The following is a 23,580-nucleotide window of genomic DNA, read 5'->3' on the forward strand; positions in this document are numbered from 1 at the left end:
GGAAGCGGTGAATAAGCGAACTGAGCGTTACCAACCGCGGCGACGCGGCGTGGAGCCGACCAGCTGATTACGGCCCGCCACGTCACGGCTGCGGTAGACGATGTAGGGCCGGAACACGTAGGCGAACGGCGCGCTGAAGGCATGCACCAGGCGGGTGAAGGGCCACAGCGCGAACAGGGTGAGCGCGATCAGCACGTGAATCTGGTAGTACGCCGCGGCATGGGCCATCAGGTCCCCGCGGGGTTCGAGGATCCAGATCGAGCGGAACCACACCGACACCTTCTGCCGGTAGTCGTGCAGTTCACCGAAGTGCGTTGCGCCCATCAGGGTGCAACTCAATCCGGCCACCAGTGCACACACCAGCACCACATACATGAGCTTGTCGTTGCGTGTGGTGGACGATCGAACCGGTCCGCTGGTGCGGCGCCGATAGATGAGCAGCCCGATGCCGAGCAGGGTGGCGAAACCGGCCGGGGCGCCTAGCATCAGCGCCTGCAGGTGATAGAGGTGATCGCTCATCCCGATCGCCCTGGTCCAGGACTCCGGAATGAACAGACCGCTGATGTGCCCCATGATGACCGCGAGACTGCCGAAGTGGAACAGCGGACTGCCGATCGACAACAGCCTCGATTCGTAGATCTGCGACGAACGCGTGGTCCAGCCGAACTTGTCGTAGCGGTACCGCCACCAGGTGCCGACGACCGCGATGGCCAGCACGACATATGGTGCGTCGTCCCAGAAGATCTGCAGCAGGGTCATGCCGAACCTCGCTTGGGCGGAACGGTCAGGGTAAACGGTTGCAGGCCAACCGCTTCCGCAGGTGGACCGGCCTGGGCAAGACGCTGCGCCCGGCGCAGGTCTTGGTCGGTAGCTGCCGGCAGAGTCATGCACACCGCCGCCACCACGTGTCGGTAGGGTGATTGGGCATCGACCAGCGCCTTGCCCAGCACATCGATCGGGGTGCGGTGCTCGACCAGTACACGGCGGCCGGCCTCCGGGTCGACGGTGGCGGCGAATTCCAGCACAACGGGCAGATAATCGGGCGCCTCGCCGCCCGGCGGTTCCACCCCGGCGTCGCGGTAGACATTGGCGAAGGCCAGCATTTCGCGGCCCCGGTTACGGGTATCGCCGGCGGTCCAGTAGGTCAGGTACATGGTGGCACGTCGACGCATGTCGAATGTTTCGACGTAATCGATTGCCGCATTGAGCGTTTCGTAGGAACGTAGCCGCTCGGCCGTTTGTCCGAGCAGTTTGCGTGCCGGCTCGTCGAGGTGACCCAACAGGTCGTCGACGGTGTCCAGACGCCGCGATAGATTCTCGTCGGGATAGGCCAACAGCAGCGACGCCGCCTGCCACACCAGGCGATCGTGCATGGTGTGCGTGCGTTGTTTGTTGCGGGACAACAGTTTCACTTGTCGACCCGCTTCGATTCCGGAAACAACCCGACCGGTTTGGCCCTACTGTCCCAATTCAGCAGATTCGTCTGTCGCTGCCGAGTCGCGTGGAAACTCTCCACCGCGACCGGCACCGGCGTACCGCTGTCCTGACCGAATGGGCCCGACTCGTACATCCCGGGCCCGCCCTCGAACGACAACGAGCAGCCCATCTCTTCGGTAAGCGCGGCGGCGGGCACCTCCGCCGAATAGGCGGTCGGGATCACGTATCGCTCTTCGTATTTCGCGATGGCGAGCAACCGGTACATCTCGTAGATCTGCTCCTCGGTCATCCCGACTGCGTGCGGGATGTGCGGCTGCGTTTCCCGGCCCAGGTTGATATCGCGCATGTAGGACCGCATCGCGGCCAGGCGCCGAAGCACTCCGGCCACCACCTGGGTGTCACCCGCGGTGAACAACTCGGCGAGATATTGGATCGGGATGCGCAACGCCTCCAAAGCGCCGAACAGATTGCCCAGATCCTCCCCGTCGTGCCCACCCTGGCTGACGGCATCGACCACAGGCGACAACGGTGGGATGTACCAGACCATCGGCATGGTGCGGTATTCCGGATGAAGCGGTAGAGCCACCTGGTACGTGTTGATCAGCGCGTAAACCGGCGAGCGTTGCGCAGCGTCGATCCATTCCTCGGAAATGCCCTCCGCCCGCGCGCCGGCAATCACTTCGGGGTCATGGGGATCCAGAAAGACTCGTCGCTGCGCCGGATAGAGATCGGTGTCGTTCTCCACCGACGCCGCTTCCAGCACCCGGTCCACGTCGTAGAGCACCAGCCCGAGGTAACGCAGCCGTCCGACGCAGGTTTCCGAGCACACCGTGGGCAAGCCGACTTCGATGCGCGGATAGCACATCGTGCACTTCTCGGCCTTGCCGGTCTGGTGGTTGAAATACACCTTCTTGTAGGGACATCCGGAAACACACATCCGCCAGCCCCGGCAGCGGTCCTGGTCCACCAGCACGATGCCGTCTTCGCTGCGCTTGTACATCGCTCCCGACGGGCACGAGGCGACGCACGAGGGGTTGAGGCAGTGTTCGCAGATTCGCGGCAGGTAGAACATGAAGGTCTCTTCGAGCTTCAACCGAACTTCGTCGCCGATCTTCTTCAAGATCGGGTCCTCGGGCACGATTTCGGTTGAGCCGGCGAGGTTGTCGTCCCAATTGGAGCCCCATGACACCTTCATCGGCTCGCCGGTGAGCTGGCTGCGGGGCGCCGCCGTCGGGAAGGTATCCCCGGCCGGCGCTCGCGTCAGGTTTTCGTAGTCGTAGGTCCACGGCTCGTAATAGTCGTCCATGGTCGGCAGGTTGGGGTTGGCGAAAATGCGCAGCAACTTCTGCAGCCGGCCGCCGTCGCGTAACCGCAGCCGCCCTTTGTCGTCACGCACCCATCCCCCGCGCCACCGCTCCTGGTCCTCGTAGGTGCGGGGATAACCTACGCCCGGGCGGGTTTCGACGTTGTTGAACCACACGTACTCGGTACCCGAACGATTGGTCCAAGCCTGCTTGCACGTCACCGAGCAGGTGTGGCAGCCAATGCATTTGTCGAGGTTCATCACCATCGCCAGCTGCGCCATTACCTTCATGTCAGTACGTGACCTCCTGGCTGCGCCGGCGCACCACGGTAACCTCGTCACGCTGGTTGCCGGTGGGACCGAGATAGTTGAATCCGAAAGTGTGCTGCCCGTAGCCGCCAGCCAGGTGACTGGGCTTGATGCGCACCCTGGTCAACGCGTTGTGGTTGCCGCCGCGCTTGTTGTTGGTTTCGGTGCGCGGGGTGTCGACGGTGCGCTCCTGCACGTGATAGACGAACACCACGCCGTCGGGCATCCGGTGCGAGACGATGGCCCGGCACACAAAGATGCCGTTGGCGTTGACGGCTTCAACCCAATCATTGTCGCGCACTTCGATTTTGGCTGCGTCACCCGGACTCATCCACATGGTGGGCCCGCCCCGCGACAAGGAGAGCATGTACAGGTTGTCCTGGTAGGTGGAGTGGAACGACCATTTGGAGTGTGGCGTCAAATACCGCACAGTGAGCCCGATGCCGTCGTCAGTGGGTCCCAGTCGAGGTTGGTCGAACAGCCGGGCCATGTCCAACGGCGGTCGATACACCGGCAGTTGTTCGCCGAGTTCTTCGATCCAGTCGTGGGCGAGATAGAAATGCATCCGACCGGTCAGGGTGTGAAACGGCTTGAGGTGCTCGATGTTGATGGTGAAGGGGGCGTATCGGCGCCCACCAGTTTCGCTGCCCGACCACTCCGGACTGGTGATCACCGGGACCGGACGCGCCTGGGTGTCGGCATAGGTGATGCGCTTTTCCTCGCTGCCTTCGGCCAATTGCACCAATCGCTGCCCAGTGCGCTTCTCCAGTTCCAGGAAACCCGCTACGGCCAGGCGTCCGTTACAGGTCCCGGACAGGGCAAGAATCGTGTCGGCCATTCGCTGCGCGGTGGTGATCGCCGGCCTCCCCGCGCCAGCACCGGAATTCATCACCCCGAATTTGCTTGCCAGCTCGGTTACCTCGCGGAACGGGTGGACCGTGTAACCCTTGACGGTCATGCCGAACTTTTCCACGAGCGGCCCCAGGGTCAACCACTTGTCGTAGATCGCGGTGTAGTCACGCTCGACGACGGTGATCTTGCTCATCGTCCGGCCGGGAATCGGTTCCTCTGCGGTCTGCAACCAATCGCGTTCGGCCCCATCGGGATAGGCCATTTCATCCGGGGTGTCGTGCTGCAGCGCGGTCAACACCACGTCGGAGCGGGTGCCGAGGTGGCGTCGGGCCAGCAAGCTGAAGGTGCGCGCGATCGCCGCGAAAGCGTCGAAGTCAGAACGGGTTTCCCACGGCGGATCGATTGCGGGGCTGAAAGCATGCACGTAGGGGTGCATGTCGGTGCTGGACAGGTCCGCTTTCTCGTACCAGGTGGCGGCGGGCAACACCACGTCGGACACCAGCGTCGTCGACGTCATCCGAAAGTCGATCGACATCATCAAGTCAAGCTTGCCCTCGGGAATATCGTTGTTCCACAGGACATTCTGTGGTTTGACACCGTCGGCGGGCGATTCGGCCTGGATGTTGGAGTCGGTACCCAGCAGGTGCCGCAAGAAGTACTCGCCACCCTTGCCCGATGAGCCGATCAGGTTGGCTCGCCACACCGTGAGCACCCGCGGCCAGTTGACGGGGTTGTCCGGATCAGTCACCGCGAGTTTGAGTTTGCGTTCGGCCAGTTGCTCAGCGACATACTCGTCGACCTCGCGGCCGGCCGCGTCTGCCTCGTCGGCGACGTCGAGGCTGGATCGGTCGAACTGTGGATAGAACGGGCTCCAGCCCATCGCCGTCGCCGAGGCGATCAGGTCCATGGTGTGTTTGCCGGCGAACCGACCGCGGCCCAGCGGGCTGGTCAGCTTCTCCGCGCCGTAGCTGTCGTAACGCCACTGGTCGGTGTGGGCATACCAGTACGAGGCGCCGGGCACCTGGCGGGGCGGCCGCGCCCAGTCCGCGCCGTTCGCCATGGTCTGCCATCCGGTCAGCGGGCGGACTTTCTCCTGACCCACGTAATGTGCCCAGCCACCGCCGTTGCGTCCCATCGACCCGGTCAACAGGAGCAGCGCCAGTACCGATCGGTACATCACATCGCTGTGGAACCAATGGCAGATCCCGCCGCCCATGATCACCATGGATCGGCCGCCGGATTCTTCGGCGTTACGGGCGAATTCCTTGGCCACCCGGATAGCCTGTGCGGCAGGCACCCCGGTGATCGGTTCCTGCCATGCCGGCGTGTTCTGCTGTGTCGCATCGTCGTAACCACTCGGCCAGTCGCCGGGCAACCCGTCGCGCCGCACCCCGTATTGGGCCAGCATCAGATCGAACACCGTGCACACCAGATGCTTCCCGACCCGGCGCACCGGTACACCCCTCGATACGGTCTGACCATGACCGTCGACGGTGTCGAAGCTGGGCAGGTCGACGAGTTGGGCGGTGCCGTCCGCACTTTCGACGCTCAGCGCCGGGTCCACCGCACCCAGATCGAGGTTCCATTTGCCCACCCCGTCTTCACCGAACCGGAACCCCAGGGAGCCCTGTGGGATTACCACGGTGTCGGTGGCCTGATCCAGCAGGGCGGGCTTGAAGGCTGAGTTCTCTACTTCCTCACCAATGTCGGCTGCGGTCAGGAATTTCCCCGGCACCAACCGCTCGCCGCGGCTTTCCAGCTTGATCAGGAAGGGCAGATCGGTGTAGCGGCATGCGTAGTCGGTGAAGAACGGAACTTGGTTCTGCACATAGCATTCCGAGAGGATGACGTGACCCATCGCCATCGCCAGGGCGGTATCGGTGCCTGCGGCGCAGCGTATCCACTCGTCGGCGAATTTGGTGTTGTCGGCGTAATCCGGGCTGACCACAACGACTTTGGCGCCGCGGTAGCGGGCCTCGGCCATCCAGTGCGCGTCGGGGGTTCGGGTGATCGGCACGTTGGAGCCCCACATGACCAGGTAGGAGGCGTCCCACCAGTCCCCGGATTCCGGCACGTCGGTCTGATCGCCGAACACCTGCGGCGAGGCCACCGGAAGGTCGGCATACCAGTCGTAGAAGGATGTCATGACGCCGCCGATCAGCTCGATGAACCGCGAGCCCGCGGCGTGGCTGACCATCGACATCGCCGGGATCGGAGTGAAGCCGGCGACCCGGTCCGGACCGTAGGTCTTGATGGTGTGCACGTGTGCCGCCGCGATCATCTCGGTTGCCTCAGCCCAGCTCACCCGGATCAACCCACCCTTGCCGCGGGCCTGCTGGTAACGGCGCCGACGCTGCGGATCGGCTTGAATGTCGGCCCACGCCAGCACCGGGTCGCCGAGGCGGGCCTTGGCTTCGCGGTACATCTCCACCAGCACGCCACGGGCGTACGGGTAGCGGACCCGGGTGGGCGAATAGCTGTACCAGGAGAAGGAAGCTCCGCGCGGGCATCCCCGCGGCTCATATTCGGGACGATCCGGCCCGACCGAGGGGTAATCGGTCTGCTGGGTTTCCCAGGTGATGATCCCGTCCTTGACGTAGATCTTCCACGAACACGATCCGGTGCAGTTCACCCCGTGGGTGGACCGCACGACCTTGTCGTGGCTCCATCGGTCGCGGTAGAACACGTCACCCTCGCGGCCGCCGCGTCGAAAAACGGTGCGCACGTCGTCCGATACCTCGCCCGGGGTGAAGAAGCGCCCGCTGCGTGCCAACAATTCCTCGAGGTGTCCACCGGCATGCGGCGTCACAGTCAAGGATGCCTCCTCGTCATCAACGCATCGTTTTAAGTTGCCCTTCTCAACAGTTGACGTCGGCTACCTTCAGCGGGCCTGGATGTTTGCTGTAGACGGACTGTGGAATTCGTCAGGACAGAGCGCGAAGCAGGTCGGGTAGCCAGGCTCGATCGGCGGCCACCCAGTCGACCTCATCAAGCTCGGCCGCAGTCACCCACCGCAACGCGTGGTGGTCGTGTGGCTGTGGTTGGCCGCCGAGCAGGCGTACGCGGTAGGCCCGCAGCGTCATCGTGGCCGAGACCGCCACGTCCCCGCCCAGGCGTCCCGCCACCGCGACGTCGCTCGTCTCGAGTCCCAGTTCCTCAGCCAGTTCCCGGGCCAGTGCGGCGGGTTCGGTTTCATCGGCTGCGACCTTGCCGCCGGGGAGTTCCCACCGGCCCGCCAATTCCGGGGGACGGGCCCGTTGCGCCACCAATACCGTGTGGTCGCGGATGATCGCTCCGGCGACGACGATCTGGGTCGGCATGGCCAGTGACGGTATACCTTCGAGGTATGGCTGTGTTATCGGATGAGCAAGTAGACGCCGCTTTGCCCGAACTCGACGGCTGGGAGCGTGTCGACGGAGCCCTGCGGCGGTCGATCAAGTTTCCGGAGTTTCTGGCCGGTATCGACGCGGTGCGCCGGGTGGGCGAGCACGCCGAAGCCAAAGATCACCATCCGGACATCGATATCCGTTGGCGGACAGTCACATTCGCGCTGGTGACGCACTCGGAGAACGGTATTACGCAAAAAGACATCGATATGGCCAGGGACATCAACGGCATCGTCGGTAACTGAGCCGGCGCCGCTACGCGAGTCGAACCACACGGCGAAATCCCGGGCCGAAAACCGCAACCAGGTTGGGTTGGCGACGATAGGGTGATCCGCGATGACGCTCTCGTTGCGGTTGACCATCGCGATCTTGTTCGCAGCCGCCGGCACCGCGTGCTCTCATTCGGGCCCACCGGCATCGGGACCGCCGGCCTCGGGAGCGCCTACTACGGTCGCCCACCCCGCGGTGAAGTACGAGCCGGGCCCCTGCCCGACGTTGCCACACCCGGCGCCCGAACTGCAGCGGGCGCAGTGCGCCACACTTGTCGTGCCCGAGAATCGCACCAAGCCCGGCGGGCGGACATTACGGTTGGCGGTCGCCGTCATTCCGGCACAGACGCAACCCGCCGCGCCCGACCCGATCGTCTTCGTCACCGGCGGCCCCGGCGAGGACGCCATCATGGATCCGCCGATCGCCCAGGACGTGGACCTCAATCGCAACCGGGACCTGATCCTGCTCGCGCAACGCGGCAACCATTCCTCGCAACCGGCGCTGACCTGCCCGGAAATCGATAACTTCTTCAGCCGCCGAGTGGGCTTGGTGTACGACGCGCCCGGCACCGGAGCCGAATACGTGCAGGCAGCCAAGACGTGCCATGACCGGTTGGCCGGTACTGCCGACCTGGCAGCGTTCAACTCCACCGAAAGCGCCTACGATCTCGTCGATCTGCGCAACGCCCTGCACGTGACGCAGTGGAATCTGTTCTCTCACTCCTATGGCACCGACCTGGCATTGATCTACTCGCGCCTAGACGGGCCGGCCATCCGGTCGCTGGTGCTCGACGGGATGACACCGCCCTCGATCGCGAGCCCGAGTTGGACTTGGAGCAGCGCACGGGAAGCGTTCGACAACATGATGAGCGCGTGCACCGTGCAACCGGATTGCCAGGCGCGCTATCCCAACCTCGGCGACACATTCGTGCGGTTGGTGAACGAACTCGAGGCGCACCCGGTGACCACCTCGGTCAATGTCGAGGGGGCCGGCGACACAAAGATCGTGTTGGACGGTGGTGCGCTGCTGAACTGGTTCGTTCCGATGGCAACGCATCTTCCGGCCGAGATGCCCGCCGCGATCGACGAACTCGCGCACGGCAACCCCACGCGGACCGCTAAGCAATGGGCCATGGCCTGGGTGAACCCGGCCAAGGTCGGGGTCATGGGCTGGGGCCTGACGCTGAGCATCTGGTGCAGCGAATGGGTGCCGTTCGACTCCGCTGAGGACCAAAACCGCGCCGCGCGACAGGTTTTCGCCGCGCTGCCCGATTCGGTGCGCGCCCAGGCACCGCAGCTGCCCTTCCTGCGGCAGGCCTGCCAGGCATGGAATGTGCCCAAGGCGTCGGATTGGGTGCGCGGGATCAGCGACGCCACCATGCCGGCGTTGGCGCTGTCCGGCAGTTACGACGGACAGACCGGCGCTGCGTCGGGACAGTATGTGGCGCAGCGTCTTCCGCACGCCATTTCGGTAACGGTCCCGGGTGCCGCCCACGGCATCTATGCCGATCCCTGCGGCGCGGCCGTCATCGCGTCGTTCTTCAACGACCCGCAGCGCCCCGACACCAGTTGCGTCGGCAGGACGCTGCCACCGACGTTCGCCGTCAACCCGCCGCCGCCGTGACCGCGGTAACTCGTCGCACCGTGCTTGGCGGCGCCGTTGTTGGCGCGGCGGCTGCCGCCATGTCATGTTCGCCGGCCAAGCCGGCCAGGCCGACGGTGTTCGACGAACTCGACGCCAAAATCACCGCCGGCATGAAAACGTACGGGATTCCTGGTGTGGCCGTCGGCGTCTGGGCCGGCGGGCAGGAATACGTCAAGGGCTACGGCGTCACCAGTGTCGACCAGCCGACTCCTGTTGACGGCGATACCGTTTTCCGGATCGGCTCCACCACAAAGACATTCACTGGCACCGCGATCATGAGGCTGGTGGATGCGGGCAAGGTGGTGCTGGACGCCCCGGTGCGCCGATACCTGCCCGACTTCGCCGTCGCCGACCCTGAGGTGAGCGCCGCGGTGACGTTGCGCCAGCTACTCAACCACACCTCCGGTTGGATGGGTGACGACGTGCAGGATTTCGGCGGCGGCGACGACGCGCTGGCCCGCTACGTCGGCTCGCTGGCCCGGCTACCGCAACTCAGCCCGCCCGGTGCGGTATTCGCCTACAACAACGCGGGATTGGCGGTCGCAGGCCGGATCGTCGAGGTGGTCTCGGGTACGACCTACGAGTCAGCGGTGCAGAGGCTGCTGCTCGACCCATTGCAATTGGGACATACCCATTTCTCCTCCGACCAGTTGTCAGGCCTCAGCGTGGCCGCACCACATGACGTCGTCGAGGGAAAACCTGTTGTAGAACAAAGCTTCTGGGCATTTCCGCGCAGCTGCAACCCCACCGGTGGACTGATATCTAATGTACGAGACCAGTTGCGCTACGCGCGGTTTCACCTCGGCGACGGCACGACACCCGACGGCACGCGACTGCTCAGCCAGCAGGCGTTGCAGTCGATGCGCGCCAATCCCGGTGCCGGCGGCACATTACAGGTCGAACTGACCGGAATGGGTGTGGCCTGGATGCTGCGGCCATCGGCGGAGGACAAGTTGATCGTCCAGCACGGCGGGACATGGAACGGCCAGCGTTCCGGCTTCTTGATGGTGCCGGCCCGTGATTTCGCGATGACGCTGCTGACGAATTCCGAAGGCGGAGCACAACTCAACATCGACCTCTTCGCCGACGACTGGGCATTGCGCCGGTTTGCCGGCGTAGGCAACCTGCCCGCGACGGTGCAGCGCCGCAGCGCCGGCGATCTCGCGCCATACGAAGGCCGGTACGTCGCCGAGTTCATCCCGGAATCCGGCAATGTGGAACGCGCGGTCATCAATTTTCGAGCAGGGGCGGGCCAGCTTGACGGCACGATGGGCTCGGCCGACCCGACTGAACGCGGTACCCCGATGGGTCTGGCGTTCTACCGGCCCGACTACGGGCTTGATCTCGGGCCGGACGGCAAGCCGGTGGGCACCCGTTCGAATTTCGTTCGCGACCAAGTCGGCAACATCATTTGGTTCCGCAATCACGGGCGGCTGTTCCGGCGCGAGTAGCGCGGTGCGGCAAGGCAATCCAGCCCAGCGTGGCCAGTGTCGCCAGCACGTACACCAGCCCCGCCCACGCCAGGTACCACGGTCTACTGATCACCCAGATGGTCGGCTGTGCAAAGCTCAGCAACCACGGCACGCCGATCACAGTGAGCACCAGCCAGCCCCAGCCCAGGACCTTGGCGCCGAGTCGTTTCCGCAGCGGCCCGTGTAGCAGCCACATCATCAGCGGCACCAGCCACACCCAGTGGTGCGTCCACGAAATCGGCGACAGCAGCAGGCCGAACATTTCGACCACAAGCAGCCTGCCGAGCAGGTCGGACGCTTCGAGCGCTCGCCAGGCCAGCACCGCCAGCACCAGCGTGACACCGATCGCCAGCAGAACCAGCGGCCCGTACCCCGCGTCGTAACCCACGATGCGCGAAATCGCGCCGCGCCAGGACTGATTGAACGAGGTGGCGATCGGCCCGACTCGGTGGGCATCGCCCAGTAGGTCGGTGAAGTAGTACCGCGCCTGGTCGCCGACGACGAGCAGCGATATCCCGATGGTGACCAGAAACGTCGACAGCGCGAACAACGCCGCGGACCACCGGCGGGCCCCAAGCAGATACACCCCGGCGATCGCAGGGGTCAGCTTGACGCCGGCCGCGACACCGACCAGCGTCCCCGACAGCCACCAGCGGGTGGTGTAGACCGCGTACAACACCGCCAGCACCAGAAACACGTTTATCTGGCCGTAATCGAAGTTGCTGCGCAGCGGCTCGATCCAAATGGTGACCGCCGTCCACAGCATGGCGGCGCGGCGGTCGGCGTCCGTGCCCATCAGTCGCTGGCTGATGCGCACCACGCCGTACAACGCCGCCACGGTCGCGGCCTGCCAGATGAAGGCGAGCAGGCCGAAGGGCACCACGTGCAGCGGGTAGAAGACGACGGCAGCGAACGGCGGATAGGTGAACGGCAGCGGGAAATCCGGCGTCTGGTCGGCGTAGACGTAGCTGTAGAGGGACCAGGGATGGTTGAGCGCCGCCGCGCCGCCTACGTAGACGTGCAGGTCCACAAAGTTGGCGCCGTTGGGCGCGAAATAGGTCCAGGCGAAACGCGCCAGGACGCTGAGGATCAGCAGCGGCGCGGCTAGGGCTGTCTTGCGGGCGGGTGCCGCCGCGGCGGCCGAGATGGTGTCGATTCGACCGACTTTAGCGACCATGTCGCGCGCCAGGCCGTTGATCACGGCCAGGACACGAATCCCTGGTGGCCGGTCACTGCCGCCGCTCGTATCGGTAACGATCGCATAAATGCCACACGTGTCACTTGAGTCACTTCTGTACCGCGATAGCTTCGGCTTCAGGTCCTGTGGGGGCCTGGAATAGCCCGTTGAAACAACCAGGGAGAGTCATGCCAACCATTTGGACTTACGTACGCGCCGCCGCTGTATTGGTCGGCTCGTCCGCCGCGCTGCTGACGGGTGGTATCGCCCACGCCGACCCCGCGCCCGCGCCCGCGCAACCGGACATCCCCCAGCAGCTGATCGCTTCGGCCGCCAACGCACCGCAGATTCTGCAGAACCTGGCGACTGCCCTGGGTGCAACCCCGCCGGCGCAGGGCACTTCGCCGGCACCGCAGGGTATTCTTCGCGCGCCGGACCCGGTGCCGGCAACCCCGGGCGGGTTGAATCTGCCCTCGGTGCTTCCGGGGGCAACCGCGCCCGCCGCCGCTACGGCTCCCGCGTCGGTTCCGTCGATTCCGGGTGTGAACACGCCGATTCCGGGCATCACCGCGCCGGCCGCGGCAGCCGCCCCAGCACCCGCACCCGCAGGGGTGCCGGCCATTCCCGGTGTGAACACGCCGCTTCCGGCGCTTGCGGCTCCGGCTCCGGCTGCGCCGGCTCCGGCGGCGGTTCCCTCGATTCCCGGTGTGAACACCCCGATCCCAGGGATCACCGCGCCGGTGACTCCGGCCTCGGCGCCCGCAGCGGCGGTTCCGGGCCTCGCGTCGGCGATCCCTGGCCTTGCCGCACCGGCGGCAGCGGCGCCCGCCGCTCCGGCTTCGGCGCTTCCAGGGCTGGCGTCCGCCCTTCCGGGGTTGGCTCAGGCGGCACTGCCGAGTCTGACGTCAGCCATTCCAGGGGGCATTCCGGGCTTGGGAACCGCGCCCGCGGCACCCGGCGCCACCGCACCGGCACCCGCGGGACCGCCCCAGACGCTGCTCGCGGCACTGCCCTGAGCCTCGTCATCCGACGGCTGAACCACCACCACCGATAACGGGAGAAGAGAAATACCGTGGCAAGCACTTGGAGTCTGTCCAAAGGTTTGGCCGCAGTCGTCGTCACATCGGCTGCCGCGTTCGCGCTTTGTCCGAGCGCGGCAGCCGACCCGGCGACACCGCCGCCCAACCCCGCCCAACAGCTCCCTGGGCTGCCAGCATTGGCCGAGTTGAGCCCGATCATCCAGCAGGCGGCCGGCAACCCGGCGCAGGCTACGCAACTGCTGATGGCGGCTGCTCAAGCGTTCGCGCACAACCCGACCGCGCCACCCGAAGCCAAGAACGTCGCCACGTCGGTCAACCAGTTCGTGGCAGATCCGTCGATTCCGGTGGCCGGCACGCCCCATCACGGCGGACCGGCAACGGCGGCCGGTGTGGCGCCGACGCCGCCGGAAGCGGCCCCCGTGCCGCACGTTCCTCCGCCGGGCGTCGAACCCGGCACCTTGCCGCATCTGCCGACGGGCGTAGATCCCAACCACGCGGCAGGTCCGGCGCCCGCGGGCGCACCGGCCCCCGCGGCACCCGCACCGGCACCGGCCCCTGCCGCGGCTACTCCGGCGCCTGCACCCGTCGCCGCCCCCTCGGCGGCTCCGGCGGCGGTTGCCGCTCCGGCGCCCGCCGCGGCTCCAGCTCAGGCTCCGGCGCCCGCCGCAGCTCCCGCTCCGGCTGCGGCGCCCGCCGCGGCTCCCGCTCCAGCTCCGGCCGCGGCTCCGGCCCCGGCACCGGAAGCCGCCGCACCGGCTCCAGCTCCCGCGCCCGCGCCAGAGGCCGCGGCACCGGCTTTCGGACCGGACGCCCCGCCCACGCAGGACTTCATGTACCCGTCGATCGGCACCAATTGCCTTGGCGACGGAACCAGCGCCCTGGCCACCGCGCTATCGGTGGCAGGACCGGCCGCCATCCCCACGCCAGGTCCCGCCGCGGGCCAGACCGCGTACGTGTTCACCGCGGTCGGTACTCCCGGCCCCGCGGATGTGCAGCGATTGCCGCTGAATGTCACCTGGGTGAACCTGACCACCGGCAAGTCCGGGACGGCAACCCTCAAGCCGCGCACCGACATCAACGCGGAGGGACCGACCACGCTGACCGCGATCGTCGACACCGGCTCGGGCAGCATCATGTCGACGATCTTCGGTCAGGTCACCACCAAAGACCGTCAGTGCCAGTTCATGCCCACCATCGGCTCGACGGTAGTGCCGTAGCGCCGCCGTCGCGCCATTGCCGTAGCGCCATTGCCGTCACGAGATTGCCGTCGCGAGATTGCCGTCGCGAGATTGCCGTCGCGAGCGCGCGCGAATGTACGCCGTCCGCGGCGTGTCTTCGTACCGACACGCGCGCTCGCGGCAGGGCAGGCGACGGTTAGTAGGCCATGAACAGGATGGCGTCCCGGTCATACTCCAGACCGGGATGAACGCTGGCGAGATGCGCCTGCGTCAGCTCGACCAGTTCATCCTCGTCCTTGCCCACGATGGCCTCGCCGCACGGGCAGGTTATGTGTGTCTTCACGTTGCCGCCTTTCCTTTGGCCTCAGCTTTCATCTGCTTCTTATAGGACCGCACCCGGCCCAGCGATTCGGCGTCGACGATGTCGGCCACGGAAATGTGTGTGCCCGCTTTGCCGAACTCGCCCGCCGCGGACCGCCAGCCCGTCGGTGTCACGCCGTACTGCTTGCCTAGCAAAGCCAGAAAGATCCGAGCCTTCTGCTCGCCGAAGCCCGGCAGGGCTTTGAGCCGCCGCAGCACCTCGTTGCCGTCCGGATCGCCGGCGGTCCACAATGCCGCGGCGTCCCCGTCGTACCGGTCGACGATGATCTGGGCGAGCGTCTGGATGCGCTTGGCCATCGATCCCGGAAAGCGGTGGATGGCAGGCTTTTCCGAGCACAGAGCGGCGAATTTGTCCGGGTCGTAGTCCGCGATTTCGGCTGGATCGATACCGCCCATCCGGTCGGCGATCTTCTTCGGACCCGCAAACGCGGTCTCCATCGGAACCTGCTGATCGAGCAACATGCCGACCAGCAGCGCAAAGGGGTTGGAGTCCAGCAAAGCGTCGGCGGCCGTTTCTTGGACGAGCTGAAGTTTCGGCACGTCCTCAGTTTAGAACCGACTGCCCAGCACTCCGCCAGAGCATCAGATTAGAAAGGAATCTGCTTGCCCGGCAACACGTTAGCCGCTCTTGCGGCGGAATTCCCGACGGTTGCCCGCGGCACCGTGCGCTCGGGACTGCTTGCCGGCGCCGTCCTTGTGATCGGAGCCACCAGCCGACTTTGCGCTCTTGCGTTCGAGCGCTTCACGGAACTTGCGCTTGTTCTCGTCTTCTGGCGTTTCCAAGTCGTCCGATTCAGCCATGGCTGCAGCCTATCGCTTACCCGGCGGCATGCCGTACACATGCGAGATCGGCAGCGTGAGCAGCACCCGGCGGTCGGTGACCATGGCTTCTCGGTACTCGTCCCAGTCCGGATGTTCGCCAGCGATGTTGCGATACAACGTGATCAGCGCTTCAACCGTGTCGTCGTCAGGCGCGGCTGCCGGCGGGGTCAGTTCAGCGACACCTTCGGCGACCGCGTAAGACCAGCCGTCGTCGCCGTCGACGAGAAGGGATGCCCGCGGATCGCGGCGCAGGTTGCGAGTCTTGGCCCGCGGCTCGGTGACCGAGACCTGCAGCACCAGACTCCGCGCGTCGAAGTGGTACTGCACGTTCGACAATTGAGGGCGTCCGTCGCGCTTGATGGTGGCCAGCACCCCGATCGAGTTGCAACTGATCACGGCCAACAGCTTGTCGTCGAAGACTTGGCGTCCCATGCCGAAAGCCTACGTCGCGTTGCACCATTCGCCGATGGGCTGCTGGAATCGGTTCATGACCGAGTACGCGGCATTCTTGCGGGGTGTCAACGTCGGCGGCGTCAACCTCAAGATGGCCGAGGTGGCTGACGCGTTGACCAAGGTCGGATTCGAGAATGTGCGCACCATCCTGGCCAGCGGCAATGTTCTGCTCGAGTCGGACTCGAATGTCGCGACGGTGCGCACCAAGGCTGAATCCGCGCTGCGCGAGCGTTTCGGGTACGACGCGTGGGTGCTCGCGTACGACATCGAGACGGTGCGCGCCATCGATCGCACGTTTCCCTTCGAGCGGGAGGTCGACGGATACCAGTCCTACGTCACCTTCGTCACCGATGCCGACGTGCTCGACGAACTCGGCGACCTGCCCGCCGGACCGAAGGAGCGAATCGAGCGCGGCGAGGGCGTCATCTACTGGCAGGTGGCCAAGGGCAGCACCCTTAACAGCACGATCGGCAAGACAATGGGAAAGAAGCGGTACAAGGCGTCGACCACCACCCGCAACCTGCGCACCCTGGCTAAGGTGCTGAAATGAGCGAGCCCGAATCCGCGCCGCAGAAAGTCTCTCTCACCGGTGTCTCCGAGACCGCTCTGTTGACATTGAACGCCAGAGCCAGCGAGGCACGCCGACCCGACGCCATCATCGAGGACCCGATGGCAGTAGCCCTGGTCGATGCGATCGACTTCGATTTCGCGAAGTTCGGCCGCACCGGTCAGGACATCGCGCTGCGAGCGCGGGCGTTCGACAAAGCGGCCGAGTCCTATCTGAGGGCCCACCCGTCGGCGACGGTGGTGGCGTTGGCCGAAGGCCTGCAGACCAGCTTCTGGCGTTTGGACGCGGCGCTGCCCGATAGCCAATTCCGTTGGCTGACAGTAGATTTGGAGCCTATTGTCGACATCCGGGCGCGTTTGCTGCCGGGGTCGCCGCGGATCGCGGTGCGCGCGCAATCGGCGTTGGACTACAGCTGGATGGATGCCGTCGACCCGTCCGACGGCGTGTTCATCACCGCCGAGGGGCTGCTGATGTATCTGCAGCCCGAACAATCCATGGAGCTGATCACCGAGTGCGCCAAACGCTTTCCCGGTGGCCAGATGATGTTCGATCTGCCGCCGCGGTGGTTCAGCATGTGGACTCGGCTCGGCTTGCGCACCTCACTGCGCTACACGGTGCCGACGATGCCTTTCAGCCTGTCGGTCAGCGAGGCCGCAAATCTATTGAATATCGTGCCGGGAGTCAGCGCCGTCCGCGATATACACCTGCCGCCCGGGCGCGGCCTACTGCTCAACACTGCGATGTCGGCCATCTACAGCGTTCCGCTGTTGGATCCGGTGCGGCCGAACCTTACGTTGCTGGAGTTCTAATCGTCCGGGACATTCGTGAGGTAGCGCATCGCGTCGGACTTGGTGAGCCCTAGAGCACGGGCGACTTCGACGTATTCCTTGGCGGCAGCTGCCATCGCGGCATCGGTGGGATCGAAGCGGGAGATGAAAGTGCCAAAGCGTCCGCGCGTTTCGACGACGGCTGCGGACTCGAGTTCGCGGTAGGCGCGGGCCACGGTGTTGGCGGCCACGCCGAGCTGGCCGGCCAGGTCGCGCACGGTCGGCAGCCGGGTGCCGGGGGGCAGCGAGCCCGCGCGGACACCGTCGATCACCTGGGTTCTGAGCTGGTCGAACAGCGGCTTGCCTGCCTTCACGTCGACCTTCAACAAATCGCGCAACTCCACATACCCAGTATTGCCCAAGCGCCGCTATGTTTGTGGGATGCGAGTGGTGGTGCTTAGCGGCGCGGGCATCTCCGCCGAAAGCGGAGTACCGACCTTTCGCGACGACAAGAACGGCCTGTGGGCCAATTTCGATCCCTATGAGTTGTCCAGTGTTCAGGGCTGGGAACGCAACCCCGAACGGGTCTGGGGTTGGTATTTGTGGCGCCACTACCTGGTCGCCGATGTTCAGCCCAACGACGGACACCGAGCGATCGCGGCGTGGCAGAGCCATCCGGAAGTAGCTGAAGTCACCGTGGTGACCCAGAACGTCGACGACCTGCACGAGCGCGCCGGCAGTGCCACCGTCCATCACCTGCACGGGAGTTTGTTCGAATTTCGTTGCGCGCGTTGCGGTGTGCACTACCACGAGGCCTTGCCGGTGATGACGGAAGCCGTGATCGAGGTGGAGCCGCCGGTGTGTCCCTGCGGCGGGCTGATCCGGCCGGACATCGTGTGGTTCGGCGAGATGTTGCCGCAGGGGCCGTGGCAGAGCTCCGTCCAGGCGACCGAGAACGCCGATCTGGTGGTGGTGGTCGGCACCTCGGCCGTGGTCTACCCGGCCGCCGGGCTGCCCGAGCTCGCCGTCGCGCGCGGCATACCGGTGATCGAGGTCAATCCCGAGCCCACCCCGTTGACCAGCAGCGTCACGCTCAGCATCCGGGAGTCGGCCAGCACGGCGTTGCCCGGGCTGCTGGACCGGCTGCCGGCGCTGCTGAAGTAGAGCCACACAGATCGCGTTTGTTCCACAGCCCGGTGAGCGTCGAGGAATTTCGGCACGCGTGAGGCCGCGCGGACGAGCATCCTGCCGTCATGGTTGGCGACGATCCGTTCATCGGCAGCGAAGCTATTGCCGGCGGGATACTGCGGCCAAGTCAGCTGCGCTCGCGATTTCGTGCACTGCTGCCCGACGTCTACATGCGTCGCGACCAGCAGCCGTCACTGCGGCAACGCACGTTGGCCGCCTGGCTGTGGTCCCGTCGACGGGGGGTGGTCGCCGGTCTGACCGCAGCCGCCTGGCATGGGTCGCGCTGGGTGGACGAGGATCGACCTGTCGAGTTGGCCTGGTCGAATCTCAGGCCGCCGCCGGGGGTCCAGACCTATGACATCCGGCTTGCAGCCGATGAGACCGTCGTCGTTGCCGGCCTGCCCGTGACAACACCGGCCCGCACGGCTTTCGATATCGGACGCCGTGAACCGCTCGACAGCGCGATACCCCAGCTCGATGCGTTGCTTGCGACGACAAGCACCAAAGTGCGGGACGTCATTGGCGTTGCCGAACGCCACCGCGGCGCGCGTGGGCTCAGACAGCTGGAATCCGCGCTGGAACTCGTGGACACCGGTTCGCAGTCGCCTCGAGAAACGTCTTTGCGGCTCTTGCTGATCCAGGCCGGTCTGCCCCGTCCGACCACCCAAATCCCGGTCGTCGCCCCCGATGACGCGCGTCGGTACTACCTCGACATGGGTTGGGAGGACACCATGGTCGCCGTCGAGTACGACGGCGAGCACCATCGAACCGACCGCTGGCAGTACCAGAAAGACGTCCGACGCAGCGAGGACCTCGAGCGACTCGGCTGGATTGTCATTCGGGTGCTGGTCACCGACCGCCCGGCCGAGATTGTTCGTCGCGTTCGAGATGCGCTGGATTACCGAGCATCTAGTGCGCGGTGAGGGCGTCGAGTGTGCGGTGAGGGCGTCGAACCTGCGGTGAGCGCATCGAGTGTGCGGTGAGGGCGTCGAGTGTGTGGTGAGGGGATCGAGTCTGCGGTGGGGGCGTCGAGTGTGTGGCGGGGGCATCGAGTGTGCGGCGAGGGCGTCGAACCTACGGTGAGGGCGTCGAACCTGTAGTGAGCGCATCGAGCCTGCGCCCACAGCGCAATCCGCGGCGTAAACGCGCAGTGGCTACAGTTTCGGTGCGGTACCCGCAGGCTCGAGGCGGTGGCTACAGTTTCGGCGCAACACCCTCAGGCTCGAGGCGGTACCCGCAGGCTCGAGGCAGTGGCTACAGTTTCGGCGCCTTTCGCGCGGCACCTGCAGGTTCGACGTATTGGCCCAGGCTCATGACGGCGACCGCAGGCTCACTTCCTTCGCGCGCGCCCCAGCGCCAACTCTGACACGGGCAGCGGCGCCCACGCTGGCAACGTCCATTCGTGCCGGGATTCAACGATCTCGAAGCCCGCGTCGACGATCGCGCGTTCGGTATGGCGGTGCGTGTGGCAGTTTCCCAACATGCGCGGCCAGATCGTGGCGTCCGCCAACCGTTGCAGCCGGCCGCGCCCACCGCCGCTGGCTATGTGCTCGAGGAAGCGCAGTTCCCCGCCGGGACGCAACAATTCGCGCAGTCGCCGCAGCACCGCGACCTGGTCGTGCACCGAGCACAACACCAGCGAGCAAACCACCACGTCGAACGCATCCTGGTCGCTGAACTCCTCAACCGCGACGCTGGTCACCTCGACCGGTATCGGCGCGGCCGCCGCCGCGGCCCTCGCCTTGGCCACCAACCGCGGCTCAGGCTCAACGGCGACGACCTGAGTGACGGTGTCCGGGTAATAAGCGAAGTTCGTCCCGCTGCCCGCGCCGATTTCGAGCACCCGACCGGACAGTCCGGCCAGGTTCTCCCGGCGCAGGGCGCGCACCGACTCAGCTTCGTGCGCGGCCACCACGGGCCAAACCCGTGCGAAGAACGGATTCTCGACCTTTGCCGACTCAACCATTACGCGTCACCGAAGCGTGGATCTCCTGCCCGTTGCGTCCGCTACGAACCGGGGCTCCGCCGGACTGGCTTCCAATGGTTCGCCCCGCGGTGTCGGACCCTTCGGCGGCACCGCTTTCACTGATGCCGAACCGCTCGTGCAGCCATACCATCGGCTTGGGCGCCCACCAGTTCCAACGGCCCATCACATGCATGAAGGCCGGGACCAGCACCATGCGCACCAGCGTGGCATCCGCGATCACGGCGAGCGTCAGGCCCAACCCGAACATCCGCATGAACGACACATGCGCGGCGATCAGCGCGGCGAACGACATCGACATGACCAACGCGGCCGCGGTGATCACCCGGCCGGTGCGCGCCACCCCGAGTGCGACGCTTTCGTCGTTGGCCGCGTGCGCCTCCTGTGGAGTGGGTGTGGCCGGCCGCGCCGCGCCCGACGCCAACCAGTACTCGCGAATCCGAGAGACCAGGAAGACCTCGTAGTCCATCGACAGCCCGAACGCGATGCAGAACAACAGCACGGGCATGTTCGCCACCAGGGTCCCGCTGGGGGTGGTTCCCATGGCACCGAGATGGCCGTCCTGGAAGATCCACACCAGCGCACCGAATGCGGCCGTCAATGAGAGCACATTCAGTACCAGCGCCTTCAGCGGCAGCACTACGCTGCCGGTCAGCAGGAACAGCAGGACGAACGTGACCACGGCCATCAGGCCGAGCACCAGCGGCAATCGGTCTGTCACCGCGTCGACGCTGTCGCGGTTGACCTGCGCGACACCCGCCATCTCCACCGAGTGCCCGGCCGGCGGCGCCACCTGGTGCAGTCGTTTGAGCTGGTTGTCCGACGCCGAAGAGAACAGCGGCGCGGTGCTGCTCACCGTGAGCAATGCGCTGCCGTCCTTGATTCCGGTGGCCCCGACGGGCGGGCCCGCGGCCTTGCCGCCGATGAACGTCCCACTCGGCGCGGAGACGGCGGCCACATCGGGAACCTTCGAGAGGTCGGCCGCGTAGCTATCGAGGTCCGCGGGGCTCACACCGCGAACGTCCGGGATGACGATCGGCACCGAGGTCGCCGAATCACGCGAGAAGTTATCGCGCAGCTCGTCGCCAACCTGATGCGACGACGCCGACTCCGGCAACACCCGGTCGTCCGGGAATCCCCACTTCACCGAGACGAAGGGCAGCCCGAGCAGGAGCAGCAGCGCGATGACGGCACCACCGACCGGGAGCCAATACCGCATCACGAACTTGCTCGACCGGTACCAGAACAGCTGCTCGACCGGCTTGTGCACAGGCTCGGGTCGGCGCAATATCCGGCGTGCCAGGCGCCGCACGTCGAACGCGTCGAGCCGGGAACCCATCAGCACGATGGCTGCCGGCGTGACCACGATTGACGCGGTTGCCACGAAGGCGACCGTCGCGACCCCCGCGTAAGCGAACGATTTGAGGAAGTACATCGGGAAGACCACAGTCGCGGCCATGGAGAGGGCCACGGTGACCGCCGAGAACAGCACGGTGCGACCGGAGGTGGCCATCGTCCGGATCAGCGCCTCCTCCCGGTCACAGCCCTCCGCCAACTCGTCGCGATAGCGGCTGATGATCAGCAATGTGTAGTCGATGGCCAGCGCTAGACCGAGCGCGGTGCTCAGGTTGAGCGCGAAGATCGACACCTCGGTGGTGAAGGTGACCAGCCGCAGGACCGACATCGACCCGACGACAGCCAAGGCGCCCAGCGCCATCGGCAATGCCGCCGCCAGCAACCCACCGAACACCCAGACCAGCACCAGGAAGCTGAACGGAATCGCGATCATCTCCATGACCAGCAGGTCGGCTTGATTCTGCTTGTTGATCTGGGCGTACTCCATGGCAGAACCGCCGGCGCGGACCGACACCCCGGGTCGGTCCTGCACGATCTGATCGGACAGCGTTTGGGCGTTCTTTTGCGCGTCGTTCTCGCCACCCTTGATGTTGACGACGATCAGTCCCGATTTACCGTCTTTGCTGATCAGATCGGCAGCGGCTTGCGGCGGCGCTGTCCAGGCCGAGGACACGTTGTACACCAGCGGTGAGCGACTCAGCTGCTCGGCGAGGTCGGTGCCCACAGTGCGCGCCTGGTCGCTTCGGGCCCCTTCGGGCGCGGTGACCAGGATCAGCATCTGCTGCCCGCTTTGTCCGAACTTCTCGGTCAACACGGCGATGGCGTGAGCGGACTCGGAGTCCGGGTCCTGAAAACCGCCCGGCGACAGGCTCTTGGCGACCGGGATGCCGAAGATCGCGGCGGCGACGAAGACCAGGAGGGCAATGCCGATGATTCGCCGTGGTGCCGCGAGAGCCAGTCGGGCGATCCACTGCAGCATTTTGTGTCCCTCCACCACGGTTCAGACCCGTCCCGAGGGGCTGCCGCGGCCTTAGAAATTCACGCTATTTACCAACGCTAACGTACAGATGTCGAACAGCGTCCGCGTCCTGATTACGGGTATCGAGCCCATATGGTTCAGCTTGCGCCGAAATGGGTAATCTCGGCCGTCGCGACGGCAACCTACCCGTCGGTAGGAATTGCCATCATTTTCCGAATCGTGACTCACCGAATCCTTAATGCTGGCTTTTACGCTCAGTGTCATGTGGATCGACGACACGAGTGCCGACGTCATCAAGGCTGACTTCGAAGCTCTCTACCACGGCGACATGCTCGTCGAGGGTGAGTGCTCGGAGCAGTTCGAAGACTGGCAACCCCTGCCGACAGCGAGCTGAGGTAACCCCATGGGCGTAATTGCACGATTACTGATGGCCGAACCGACCGCCACGCGGTGGTTCCGTCGCTAGCGCACCCGATGTCTTCGGTGTGAGCCCCCCGCCTCTGGCGGGGGGCTTTTTCGTCGGCGGCGAGACTTTAGAGGTGACGCCGAGACTTTAGAGGTGACGGCGAGACTTTAGAGGTGACGCCGAGACTGCAGCGGTGGCGTCGAGACTGTAGCGGTGACGGCGAGACTGCAGCGGTGACGGCGAGAATGCAGAGGTGACGGCGATTCTGCAGCGGTGACGCCGAGACTGCAGCGGTGACGCCGAGACTGTAACGGTGGCGCCGAAACTGTAGCCAGGTCGCGGAAACGCTAGGAATCGCGCTCTGAGCGCAGTCTCGGCGCCGAAAGGCCCGCGGCGAGCGCGGCGCCATCTGAGTTCAGTCTCGGCGCAGAAAGGCTCGCGACAGCGCGGCGCTATCTGAGCGCAGTCTCGGCGCAGAAAGGCCCGCGGCTAGCGTGGCGCCATCCGAATTGCGCCGTCCAACCGAATGACCTCGCCGTTGAGCATCGGGTTCTCCACGATGTGCACGGCCAGCGCGCCGTACTCGTCGGGGTCGCCCAACCGGCCTC

Annotated in this window: 23 protein-coding genes and 1 pseudogene; 10 read left to right on the plus strand and 14 right to left on the minus strand. The window is 65.6% G+C overall.

What is annotated here, in order from left to right; genetic code table 11:
• Positions 1-27 precede the first annotated feature (27 nt).
• From narI to A5636_RS16635, 5 genes are all read right to left on the minus strand, one after another.
• On the minus strand, positions 28-759 hold the full coding sequence (narI, locus tag A5636_RS16615; protein WP_065159741.1) for a respiratory nitrate reductase subunit gamma: 732 nt from the start codon (positions 757-759) through the stop codon (positions 28-30).
• The gene (gene narJ / locus A5636_RS16620) at positions 756-1,412 is read right to left on the minus strand and encodes a nitrate reductase molybdenum cofactor assembly chaperone (protein ID WP_065159742.1); all 657 of its coding nucleotides are present in this window, start codon (positions 1,410-1,412) and stop codon (positions 756-758) included. The genes narI and narJ overlap by 4 nt, the downstream gene beginning before the upstream one ends.
• The gene (gene narH / locus A5636_RS16625; RefSeq protein WP_065159743.1) at positions 1,409-3,031 is read right to left on the minus strand and encodes a nitrate reductase subunit beta; all 1,623 of its coding nucleotides are present in this window, start codon (positions 3,029-3,031) and stop codon (positions 1,409-1,411) included. The genes narJ and narH overlap by 4 nt, the downstream gene beginning before the upstream one ends.
• A gap of 1 nt (position 3,032) precedes the next feature.
• Positions 3,033-6,716 (minus strand): nitrate reductase subunit alpha, encoded by a 3,684-nt coding sequence (locus tag A5636_RS16630; protein WP_065159744.1) that lies wholly within the window; start codon positions 6,714-6,716, stop codon positions 3,033-3,035.
• 109 nt (positions 6,717-6,825) lie between these two features.
• Positions 6,826-7,221 (minus strand): (deoxy)nucleoside triphosphate pyrophosphohydrolase, encoded by a 396-nt coding sequence (locus tag A5636_RS16635; protein WP_065159745.1) that lies wholly within the window; start codon positions 7,219-7,221, stop codon positions 6,826-6,828.
• A 26-nt stretch (positions 7,222-7,247) separates the two neighbouring features.
• On the opposite strand from A5636_RS16635, the gene A5636_RS16640 reads away from it, so the two are divergent.
• The 3 genes from A5636_RS16640 (at position 7,248) to A5636_RS16650 (ending at position 10,652) form a co-directional block, all read left to right on the plus strand.
• Positions 7,248-7,532 carry a 4a-hydroxytetrahydrobiopterin dehydratase gene (locus tag A5636_RS16640; RefSeq protein ID WP_065159746.1) on the plus strand — a complete coding sequence of 95 codons (285 nt, stop codon included), beginning with the start codon at positions 7,248-7,250 and terminating at the stop codon, positions 7,530-7,532.
• A 91-nt stretch (positions 7,533-7,623) separates the two neighbouring features.
• On the plus strand, positions 7,624-9,180 hold the full coding sequence (locus A5636_RS16645; protein ID WP_065159747.1) for an alpha/beta fold hydrolase: 1,557 nt from the start codon (positions 7,624-7,626) through the stop codon (positions 9,178-9,180).
• 59 nt (positions 9,181-9,239) lie between these two features.
• The gene (locus A5636_RS16650; protein ID WP_065159762.1) at positions 9,240-10,652 is read left to right on the plus strand and encodes a serine hydrolase domain-containing protein; all 1,413 of its coding nucleotides are present in this window, start codon (positions 9,240-9,242) and stop codon (positions 10,650-10,652) included.
• Here A5636_RS16650 and A5636_RS16655 read toward each other — a convergent pair.
• Entirely contained in the window at positions 10,609-11,850 is a 1,242-nt protein-coding gene (locus tag A5636_RS16655) for a mannosyltransferase (RefSeq protein ID WP_065159761.1), read from the minus strand. The two genes, A5636_RS16650 and A5636_RS16655, sit on opposite strands and share 44 nt — an antisense overlap.
• A 188-nt stretch (positions 11,851-12,038) precedes the next feature.
• On the opposite strand from A5636_RS16655, the gene A5636_RS16660 reads away from it, so the two are divergent.
• Positions 12,039-12,866 carry a hypothetical protein gene (locus A5636_RS16660; RefSeq protein ID WP_065159748.1) on the plus strand — a complete coding sequence of 276 codons (828 nt, stop codon included), beginning with the start codon at positions 12,039-12,041 and terminating at the stop codon, positions 12,864-12,866.
• A gap of 56 nt (positions 12,867-12,922) precedes the next feature.
• Positions 12,923-14,107 (plus strand): Rv1157c family protein, encoded by a 1,185-nt coding sequence (locus A5636_RS16665; RefSeq protein ID WP_065159749.1) that lies wholly within the window; start codon positions 12,923-12,925, stop codon positions 14,105-14,107.
• Between the two features lie 157 nt (positions 14,108-14,264).
• Here the strand turns inward: A5636_RS16665 and A5636_RS16670 are convergent, their stop codons facing one another.
• The 4 genes from A5636_RS16670 to A5636_RS16685 form a co-directional block, all read right to left on the minus strand.
• On the minus strand, positions 14,265-14,411 hold the full coding sequence (locus A5636_RS16670) for a hypothetical protein (protein ID WP_003875447.1): 147 nt from the start codon (positions 14,409-14,411) through the stop codon (positions 14,265-14,267).
• Complete coding sequence (locus A5636_RS16675; RefSeq protein ID WP_065159750.1) at positions 14,408-14,989, minus strand: HhH-GPD-type base excision DNA repair protein; 582 nt, start codon at positions 14,987-14,989, stop codon at positions 14,408-14,410. The genes A5636_RS16670 and A5636_RS16675 overlap by 4 nt, the downstream gene beginning before the upstream one ends.
• Positions 14,990-15,067: 78 nt before the next feature.
• Complete coding sequence (locus A5636_RS16680; RefSeq protein WP_065159751.1) at positions 15,068-15,250, minus strand: DUF5302 domain-containing protein; 183 nt, start codon at positions 15,248-15,250, stop codon at positions 15,068-15,070.
• Between the two features lie 9 nt (positions 15,251-15,259).
• Complete coding sequence (locus A5636_RS16685) at positions 15,260-15,703, minus strand: PPOX class F420-dependent oxidoreductase (RefSeq protein ID WP_065159752.1); 444 nt, start codon at positions 15,701-15,703, stop codon at positions 15,260-15,262.
• A gap of 55 nt (positions 15,704-15,758) precedes the next feature.
• Between A5636_RS16685 and A5636_RS16690 the strand changes: the two genes are divergently transcribed.
• The gene (locus tag A5636_RS16690) at positions 15,759-16,274 is read left to right on the plus strand and encodes a DUF1697 domain-containing protein (RefSeq protein ID WP_065159763.1); all 516 of its coding nucleotides are present in this window, start codon (positions 15,759-15,761) and stop codon (positions 16,272-16,274) included.
• A complete protein-coding gene (locus tag A5636_RS16695; RefSeq protein WP_065159753.1) occupies positions 16,271-17,101 on the plus strand; it encodes a class I SAM-dependent methyltransferase in 831 nt (276 codons plus the stop codon). The genes A5636_RS16690 and A5636_RS16695 overlap by 4 nt, the downstream gene beginning before the upstream one ends.
• Here A5636_RS16695 and A5636_RS16700 read toward each other — a convergent pair.
• Positions 17,098-17,463 (minus strand): GntR family transcriptional regulator, encoded by a 366-nt coding sequence (locus A5636_RS16700; protein ID WP_065159754.1) that lies wholly within the window; start codon positions 17,461-17,463, stop codon positions 17,098-17,100. The two genes, A5636_RS16695 and A5636_RS16700, sit on opposite strands and share 4 nt — an antisense overlap.
• A 37-nt stretch (positions 17,464-17,500) precedes the next feature.
• Between A5636_RS16700 and A5636_RS16705 the strand changes: the two genes are divergently transcribed.
• On the plus strand, positions 17,501-18,223 hold the full coding sequence (locus tag A5636_RS16705) for an NAD-dependent deacylase (RefSeq protein ID WP_065159755.1): 723 nt from the start codon (positions 17,501-17,503) through the stop codon (positions 18,221-18,223).
• An 89-nt stretch (positions 18,224-18,312) separates the two neighbouring features.
• On the plus strand, positions 18,313-19,170 hold the full coding sequence (locus A5636_RS16710; RefSeq protein ID WP_065159756.1) for a DUF559 domain-containing protein: 858 nt from the start codon (positions 18,313-18,315) through the stop codon (positions 19,168-19,170).
• A gap of 407 nt (positions 19,171-19,577) precedes the next feature.
• Here the strand turns inward: A5636_RS16710 and A5636_RS16715 are convergent, their stop codons facing one another.
• Both A5636_RS16715 and A5636_RS16720 read right to left on the minus strand, forming a co-directional pair.
• Positions 19,578-20,213 (minus strand): class I SAM-dependent methyltransferase, encoded by a 636-nt coding sequence (locus A5636_RS16715; protein ID WP_065159757.1) that lies wholly within the window; start codon positions 20,211-20,213, stop codon positions 19,578-19,580.
• Positions 20,206-22,566, minus strand: coding sequence for an MMPL family transporter (locus A5636_RS16720; protein WP_065159758.1), 2,361 nt, complete (start codon positions 22,564-22,566; stop codon positions 20,206-20,208). The genes A5636_RS16715 and A5636_RS16720 overlap by 8 nt, the downstream gene beginning before the upstream one ends.
• Positions 22,567-22,828: 262 nt before the next feature.
• Here A5636_RS16720 and A5636_RS27645 point away from each other — a divergent pair, with 262 nt between their 5' ends.
• Positions 22,829-22,960, plus strand: a complete 132-nt coding sequence (locus tag A5636_RS27645; RefSeq protein WP_155763853.1) for a hypothetical protein — start codon at positions 22,829-22,831, stop codon at positions 22,958-22,960.
• A gap of 501 nt (positions 22,961-23,461) precedes the next feature.
• Here the strand turns inward: A5636_RS27645 and A5636_RS25650 are convergent.
• Positions 23,462-23,580: pseudogene (locus A5636_RS25650) on the minus strand (3-hydroxyacyl-CoA dehydrogenase); the annotation flags it as partial.

This window comes from Mycobacterium asiaticum (assembly GCF_001673315.1).
Taxonomy (GTDB): Bacteria; Actinomycetota; Actinomycetes; order Mycobacteriales; family Mycobacteriaceae; genus Mycobacterium; species Mycobacterium asiaticum_B.

Bases quoted from the DNA above. Each gene is read 5' to 3' on its own strand.
- narI (WP_065159741.1), bottom strand. From the start codon at position 759: ATGACCCTGCTGCAGATCTTCTGGGACGACGCACCATATGTCGTGCTG.
- narH (WP_065159743.1), bottom strand. From the start codon at position 3,031: ATGAAGGTAATGGCGCAGCTGGCGATGGTGATGAACCTCGACAAATGC.
- A5636_RS16635 (WP_065159745.1), bottom strand. From the start codon at position 7,221: ATGCCGACCCAGATCGTCGTCGCCGGAGCGATCATCCGCGACCACACG.
- A5636_RS16640 (WP_065159746.1), top strand. From the start codon at position 7,248: ATGGCTGTGTTATCGGATGAGCAAGTAGACGCCGCTTTGCCCGAACTC.
- A5636_RS16645 (WP_065159747.1), top strand. From the start codon at position 7,624: ATGACGCTCTCGTTGCGGTTGACCATCGCGATCTTGTTCGCAGCCGCC.
- A5636_RS16650 (WP_065159762.1), top strand. From the start codon at position 9,240: ATGTCATGTTCGCCGGCCAAGCCGGCCAGGCCGACGGTGTTCGACGAA.
- A5636_RS16655 (WP_065159761.1), bottom strand. From the start codon at position 11,850: ATGGTCGCTAAAGTCGGTCGAATCGACACCATCTCGGCCGCCGCGGCG.
- A5636_RS16660 (WP_065159748.1), top strand. From the start codon at position 12,039: ATGCCAACCATTTGGACTTACGTACGCGCCGCCGCTGTATTGGTCGGC.
- A5636_RS16680 (WP_065159751.1), bottom strand. From the start codon at position 15,250: ATGGCTGAATCGGACGACTTGGAAACGCCAGAAGACGAGAACAAGCGC.
- A5636_RS16685 (WP_065159752.1), bottom strand. From the start codon at position 15,703: ATGGGACGCCAAGTCTTCGACGACAAGCTGTTGGCCGTGATCAGTTGC.
- A5636_RS16690 (WP_065159763.1), top strand. From the start codon at position 15,759: ATGACCGAGTACGCGGCATTCTTGCGGGGTGTCAACGTCGGCGGCGTC.
- A5636_RS16695 (WP_065159753.1), top strand. From the start codon at position 16,271: ATGAGCGAGCCCGAATCCGCGCCGCAGAAAGTCTCTCTCACCGGTGTC.
- A5636_RS16705 (WP_065159755.1), top strand. From the start codon at position 17,501: ATGCGAGTGGTGGTGCTTAGCGGCGCGGGCATCTCCGCCGAAAGCGGA.
- A5636_RS16710 (WP_065159756.1), top strand. From the start codon at position 18,313: ATGGTTGGCGACGATCCGTTCATCGGCAGCGAAGCTATTGCCGGCGGG.
- A5636_RS16715 (WP_065159757.1), bottom strand. From the start codon at position 20,213: ATGGTTGAGTCGGCAAAGGTCGAGAATCCGTTCTTCGCACGGGTTTGG.
- A5636_RS16720 (WP_065159758.1), bottom strand. From the start codon at position 22,566: ATGCTGCAGTGGATCGCCCGACTGGCTCTCGCGGCACCACGGCGAATC.
- A5636_RS27645 (WP_155763853.1), top strand. From the start codon at position 22,829: ATGTGGATCGACGACACGAGTGCCGACGTCATCAAGGCTGACTTCGAA.